The sequence below is a fragment of the Acidimicrobiales bacterium genome (assembly GCA_036491125.1).
In the GTDB taxonomy this organism is placed as follows: domain Bacteria; phylum Actinomycetota; class Acidimicrobiia; order Acidimicrobiales; family AC-9; genus AC-9.
In genome coordinates this window covers 1-6059 of sequence record DASXCO010000049.1, presented here as the reverse complement: position 1 = coordinate 6059, position 6059 = coordinate 1, and the positions used below count along the sequence as shown (strand labels likewise).

8 protein-coding genes are annotated in these 6059 nt (G+C 69.8%); 6 read left to right on the top strand and 2 right to left on the bottom strand.

The genetic code is table 11. The features are described 5' to 3' along the window. The coding region (locus tag VGF64_03830; GenBank protein ID HEY1633863.1) for a VTT domain-containing protein at positions 1–300 on the top strand (300 nt) is incomplete at its 5' end. A gap of 9 nt (positions 301–309) precedes the next feature. On the opposite strand, the gene VGF64_03825 is transcribed toward VGF64_03830, so the two are convergent. After that, on the bottom strand, positions 310–1227 hold the full coding sequence (locus VGF64_03825) for an ABC transporter ATP-binding protein (protein ID HEY1633862.1): 918 nt from the start codon (positions 1225–1227) through the stop codon (positions 310–312). A 67-nt stretch (positions 1228–1294) separates the two neighbouring features. Further along, on the bottom strand, positions 1295–1828 hold the full coding sequence (locus tag VGF64_03820; protein HEY1633861.1) for a GNAT family N-acetyltransferase: 534 nt from the start codon (positions 1826–1828) through the stop codon (positions 1295–1297). Positions 1829–2204: 376 nt separating this feature from the next. Here VGF64_03820 and VGF64_03815 point away from each other — a divergent pair, with 376 nt between their 5' ends. From VGF64_03815 to VGF64_03795, 5 genes are all read left to right on the top strand, one after another. Further along, complete coding sequence (locus VGF64_03815) at positions 2205–2363, top strand: hypothetical protein (protein HEY1633860.1); 159 nt, start codon at positions 2205–2207, stop codon at positions 2361–2363. Positions 2364–2433: 70 nt separating this feature from the next. Continuing rightward, positions 2434–2964, top strand: a complete 531-nt coding sequence (locus VGF64_03810; protein HEY1633859.1) for a hypothetical protein — start codon at positions 2434–2436, stop codon at positions 2962–2964. A 16-nt stretch (positions 2965–2980) separates the two neighbouring features. Beyond that, complete coding sequence (locus VGF64_03805; protein ID HEY1633858.1) at positions 2981–3727, top strand: aspartyl/asparaginyl beta-hydroxylase domain-containing protein; 747 nt, start codon at positions 2981–2983, stop codon at positions 3725–3727. Positions 3728–3731: 4 nt separating this feature from the next. Beyond that, positions 3732–4499 carry a sugar phosphate nucleotidyltransferase gene (locus VGF64_03800; protein ID HEY1633857.1) on the top strand — a complete coding sequence of 256 codons (768 nt, stop codon included), beginning with the start codon at positions 3732–3734 and terminating at the stop codon, positions 4497–4499. A gap of 12 nt (positions 4500–4511) precedes the next feature. Then, on the top strand, positions 4512–6014 hold the full coding sequence (locus VGF64_03795; protein HEY1633856.1) for a carboxylesterase/lipase family protein: 1503 nt from the start codon (positions 4512–4514) through the stop codon (positions 6012–6014). Positions 6015–6059: the final 45 nt, after the last annotated feature.

Sequence of the window (6059 nt, the reverse complement as noted above, 5' to 3'; positions counted from 1 at the left end):
GTGCTCATCGGGCGTTGTGTCCCGGTCGTGCGGACCTTCATCAGCTTCCCGGCGGGGGTGGCCGAGATGCCGCTGGCCCGCTTCAGCCTGTTCACCCTGGCCGGCAGCCTGCCCTGGACCTTCGCCCTCGCCCTCGCCGGCTACGCCCTCGCTGGCCACTGGAAGGGCGTGGCCAGCGCCTTCACCCCGGTGAGCATCGTCATCGGCGTGATCGCCGTGATCGGCATCGCCTGGTGGCTGATCCGTCGCCGTCAGACCGCGGCCGCCTCCTCCCCCAGGGAGCCAGCAGAACGAGCCTGAGCACCGCGCTCAGGCCGGCTCGGCCTCCATCAGCTCGATGAACGCGTCCTCGAGGCGGTGGCGAGACGTGACCGTCTCCACCCCGACGCCCGCGCCGACCAGTGCGGCCACGACGGCCTTGCGCTGGATCCCGTTGAGCTCGATCGACAAGCCGGGTAGCTCCGACGTAATCCGCGACACCCCGCTCAGGGCCTCGAGCACCGATCGGGCCCGCCCGACGTCGTCGATCTCCAGGTAGACGGTGGTCGTCGAGCCCATGAGCTCGGCCACCGTGCCGGCCGACACGAGCCGCCCCTTGTTCATCACCGCGGCGTGGGTGCAGAGCTGTTCCACCTCGCCCAACAGGTGACTGGACAGCAGGACGGTGGCCCCGCGCTCTGCGATGCGACGAACGACCTCCCGCATCTCGCGCATCTGCTGCGGGTCGAGGCCTGACGATGGCTCGTCCAGCACCAGCACGTCCGGCCGTCCCAGCAGGGCCTGGGCCAGGCCCAGCCGCTGCTTCATGCCGTGCGAGTAGGTCTTGTACTTGCGCCGGAGGGCGTCGCCCAGGCCGGCGATCTCGAGGGCCGCGTCGAAGTCGGCCTCCGAGAGCGGCCGGCCACCAGCGCGCCAGAACAGCTGCAGATTTTCCAGCCCGGAGATGTGGGGCACGAAGCCGGGGCTCTCCACCAGCGTCCCGACACGCTCCAGAGTCGGCGAGCCCGAATGCACCTGCTGCCCGAACAGGCAGGCCTGTCCGCTCGACGGGTGCACCAGACCGAGCAGGGTCCGCAGCGTTGTCGTCTTGCCCGCCCCGTTGGGTCCCAGCAGGCCGTACACCTGACCCTCCTCGATCACCAGGCTCAGGTCGTCGACGGCGAGGACACCTCCGCCGAAGCTCTTGCTGAGGTGCTCGATGGTGACCGGGGGTGCGTTGGGGCTCATGGTGAGGATGGGGGCGCACCGGGCTCGCATGAGACCGGAGCGCTCCACACAATAGGGCCGCCTCCGGTCAGCGGCATCCCGCTCCCGGACCCTCGAGCGAGATGCGCAGGTGCCACTCGGCGCCGTCCAGGTGGGCGTCGACGTCGGCGAACACCGTCGAGTAGAGCTGCCTGGCCCGGACGTTCTCGCCCAGGATGAGCGCCGTGAAGGTGCGGATCCCGCGCTGATGGGCGACCTCGGCCAGGTGTCTGAGGAGGACCTTGGCCAGACCCCGACCCTGCCAAGCATCCTCGACGAGCACGGCCGTGTCGGCTTCCAACGTCCCCTCGGCCTGGTCGTACCGGGCCACCGCGACGACCTCGCCGTCGACGACGGCGACGATCGCCTCCCGCCGCTCGTGGTCGACCCGCGCGAAGTGCTCGAGGACCCCCTCCCGCGGCACGTGGATGGGAGTGAAGAACCGCCAGTAGACGGTCTCGGGCGACAGGCGATAGAAGAGCCGCCGGAGGCGGTCGGCGTCGTCGGGCTGGATCTGCCTGAGGGTTACGCGGGTCCCGTCAAGCAGCAACAACACGTCCAGGGGCCTCCGATCCGGGGTCACCGCCGATGACCAGAGCCTGCCACCCGACCGCCGACCCCGCTCACCTTGTCATCGAAAAGCATTCTCAAACATCGAGATTGACCGAAGATGAACGTATGGTATCGAAGAACTTGGCCCAAGCCCCTGTAGAATGAGTGATCGGCTGCACCACCGGCCACTCAAATCTACGGAGTCATAGATGCAGGACAAGAAGACCATGGGTACCCGCCTTTGCACAGGCTGTCACCGGGACTTACCTCTCGACCGGTTCGGCCTCGATCGTTCCAAGCCGTCTGGCCGCCACAGCCGATGCGTGGAGTGCAAGCGAGCGCAGAAGCGTGCGAATTCCCGGCGAGCCGCCCCGCTCGACCGGACCGTCACCGCCCCGGGAGGAACGGTGCCGATCGACGCCCAGATCCGCCGCTACGCTCTCGCTGAGCTGGTCCGAAGGCACCGCGACGAGCTCAACGACATCTACGTGATGGAGCGCTACCGTCGCCGCCTGCCGACTGGCAAGGGCGAGGCGGCCTGGCTGCCCGCCAGCGAGATCTCCTAAGTCGACCGCCGCCTCAGCTCTCCGACGGCACGGCCCGCGGCGCGAGCCCCTCAGCTACGCTGACCTGACCGTGACGCGGATCCGCCGGCCCTTCTCGGTCCTCAGCGCCCTGGGGACGGCAGCGCACCACGCGTACGAGCTCGGCAGCGGAGTGGGCCTGGTCCTCCAGCCGGAGCTGGGGCTGGCCGGCTCGCTCGGGCTCTGGGGTGTCCAGTTGCCGGTGTGGACGGCGGGAGCCGCGCTGGGCAGCCGCCGCTGGGACAAGCCCATCGCCCTGTGGGCGGGCGCCGGCCTGGCCGGAGCGCTCGTCCACTTCGTGATGTGGCCGTCGCGCCGCACCCGGCTTGGTGTGCCCGCCCTCACCAGCGCCGAGGGCCTGAGCCCCGCCCAGGTGCCCCCCTACAACGGGATCCTGTGGCTGTGGTCGGCCGCGTCGGCCCTGGCGCTGGTCTTCGAGGTGCGTCGGGGGGCGAGACGGTGGGCCGTGGCCGGGCTGCTGACGATGCCGATCATGCGGCTGTCGGCTCGCCACCACTTCGACTGGATCCGTCAAGAGGCGGAGAGCGACCCTGCCTGGTGGAACCGGGCCTTCCGTGGCTAGCCCGGGCTCACGGTCCGTGCGCGAGCGCGCCACCGAGTTGCTCATCAACGTCGGATTCCGCTTCATCCAGGTGCTCGAAAAGCTCATCGCCCGCTACTCGCTGGTGGGCAACTCGCCGTTCCTCCCGACCGGGCAGTTCGGCTGGATCCCCGCCCTCGAGGCCGAGTGGGAGACGATCCGGTCCGAGCTCGACCAGGTCATGCGGTACCGGGACGACCTCCCCAACTTCCAGGACATCCAGTCCGACCAGGCGACGCTCACCGACGACGACCGCTGGAAGACGTACTTCTTCTATGGCTACGGCTTCAAGTCGGATCGAAACACCTCTCGCTGCCCGGCCACCACGGCCGCCATCGAGCGCATTCCCGGCATGACGACGGCCTTCTTCTCCATCCTCTCGCCCCACAAGCACATCGACGAGCACCGGGGCCCCTACAAGGGCGTGCTGCGCTACCACCTGGCCCTGGCGGTCCCCGAGCCGGCGTCGGCGTGCGGCATCAAGGTGGGGGGCGAGGTCGCCCACTGGCAGGAGGGCAGGAGCCTGGTCTTCGACGACACCTACCAGCACGAGGCGTGGAACGACACCGACGGCTACCGCACGATCCTGTTCGTCGACATCGTCCGGCCGCTCCCGTGGCCGGTCGCCGCCCTCAACTGGCTGGTGATCAAGGGCATCGCCTTCTCGCCGTACATCCGCGACTCGAAGGACAACGAGCTCGCCTGGGAGCGCCGGTTCGAAGAGCGCAGGAAGGCCAGGGCGTGATCCGGTGAGGGGCGTCATCCTCGCCGGTGGCACCGGCACCCGGCTCCACCCTCTGACGCGGATCACCAACAAGCACCTGCTGCCGATCTACGACCGACCCATGGTCACCTACGCCATCGAGGCTCTGGTCAGCGCGGGCGTCACCGAGCTCATGCTGGTGACCGGGGGGACCCACGCCGGTGAGTTCCTGCGGCTGCTCGGCAACGGCCACGATTACGGCATCGACCGGCTCTCGTACGCGTACCAGGACCGCCCGGGTGGCATCGCCGAGGCCCTGGGCCTGGCGGAGCGGTTCGTGGACGGCGAACGGGTCGTGGTGATGCTGGCCGACAACGTCGTCGAGCGGTCGATCCGCGAGGCCGTCGAGCACTTCGAGGTCCAGGAAGACGGGGCCCGGATCGTGCTGTCGTCGGTCGGCGACGCCGCCCACCTCCGCCACCTCGGCGTGCCCGACCTCGACGACCGCGGGCGGGTCGTCCGGATCGTCGAGAAGCCCGACGATCCCCCGAGCCGCTACGCCGTCACCGGCATCTACTTCTACGACCCGAACGTCTTCGAGATCATTCCCAGCCTGGTCCCCTCGGGACGCGGCGAGTTGGAGATCACCGACGTCAACAACTGGTTCGTGTCCAAGGGGAGGATGGAGTACGACGTCCTGGAGGGCTTCTGGGGGGACGCCGGCGAGTCCATCGATGCCTACTACGAGGTGAACGACTTCGTGCGCGGCAACGGCGCCAACAAGGGCTGCCCGCCCGCCGCCCCCGAGAGCTAGTAGAACCTCTCCATGCCCAGCGGCCCTATCGTCCAGACCAATCAGGGCCCGGTGGTCGGTTCGACGACCGGGCCCGTGCACGTCTTCCGCGGAATCCCCTACGCCCGGCCGCCGGTCGGGGAGCTGCGCTGGCGCCCGCCCGAGGAGCCCAGGCCGTGGACCGCGCCGCTGGACGCGTCGGGCTTCGGGCCGGTGGCGCCGCAGAACCCGTCCCCGCTCGAGATGATGCTCGGGGCCGAGAAGCTCGAGCAGTCCGAGGCCTGCCTCAGCCTCAACGTGTGGACGCCGGCACTCGATGACGGCCGGCGGCCGGTCATGGTGTGGATCCACGGCGGCGCCTTCGTGACGGGCACGGGCTCGACCCCGTGGTACGACGGCACGAGCCTGGCGCTCGCTGGCGACGTCGTGATCGTGACCATCAACTACCGGCTCGGCGTCCTCGGCTTCCTGGAGCTGGGCGAGCTCGGCGACGAGCGCTACGCCGCCTCGGGCAACTGCGGGATCCTCGACCAGGTGGCGGCGCTGCAGTGGGTGCGCGACAACGCGGCAGCATTCGGCGGGGACCCGTCCCAGGTGACGGTGTTCGGCGAGTCGGCCGGCGCCATGAGCGTGGCGACCCTGCTGGCCATGCCTGCGGCTCGCGGGCTGTTCTCCCGGGCCATCCTGCAGAGCGGGGCTGGTGCGCATGTGGTGGCGCGCGACAAGGCCGAGCGGGTCACGCGCGACCTGCTGGCCGAGCTGGGGCTGACGCCCGGTGACGTCGGCAGCCTCGTCGAGGTGCCCGTCGACCGCCTGCTCGCCGCCCAGGGCCGGGTCGTCGATCGCACCACGCCCAACCTGGCGTTCACGCCCGTCGTCGACGGTGTGAGCCTGCCCCGCCCTCCGCAGGACGCGATCAGCGACGGCTCGTCAGCGGACGTCGAGGTGCTCATCGGAACCAACCTCGAAGAGATGCGGCTGTTCAGCCTCATGGACGCCCGTCTGGCCGAGGTCGACGAGGCCACGCTCGAGCACCGTGCCGCCTCGGTCTTCGGTACCGCCGCGGCCAAGGCGGTCGAGGTCTACCGCCGGTCGCGTCCCGAGGTGCCACTGGGCGAGGTGTGGACGGCCGTGCTCACCGACCAGGTGTTCCGCATCCCCGCCATCCGGCTGGCCGAGGCGCAATCGATCCACCAGCCCAGGACGTACATGTACCTGTTCAGCTGGGCCACGCCGATCCTCGGAGGCAAGCTCGGCTCCTGCCACGCCGTGGAGATCCCGTTCGTGTTCGACAACCTGGACAAGCCGGGGGCGGGCGTCTTCACCGGCGACAGCGCCGGGCGCCAGGAGATCGCCACGCGCATGTCCGAAGCCTGGACGGCGTTCGCCCGCCACGGTGTTCCCGACACGGCGTCGCTCCCGACCTGGCCGGCGTACGAGGCTGGGCAGCGGTCGACCATGGTCCTCGACACCGAGTGCGTCGTCGTGCAGGACCCCGCAGGCGAAGAGCGCCTGCAGTGGGACGCCGTCGCCTGATGGGGCTCTTCCATAGACACCAGTCCGGCCCGCACGAGGTGCGCA

Bases quoted from the DNA above. Each gene is read 5' to 3' on its own strand.
- VGF64_03825 (HEY1633862.1), bottom strand. From the start codon at position 1,227: ATGAGCCCCAACGCACCCCCGGTCACCATCGAGCACCTCAGCAAGAGC.
- VGF64_03795 (HEY1633856.1), top strand. From the start codon at position 4,512: ATGCCCAGCGGCCCTATCGTCCAGACCAATCAGGGCCCGGTGGTCGGT.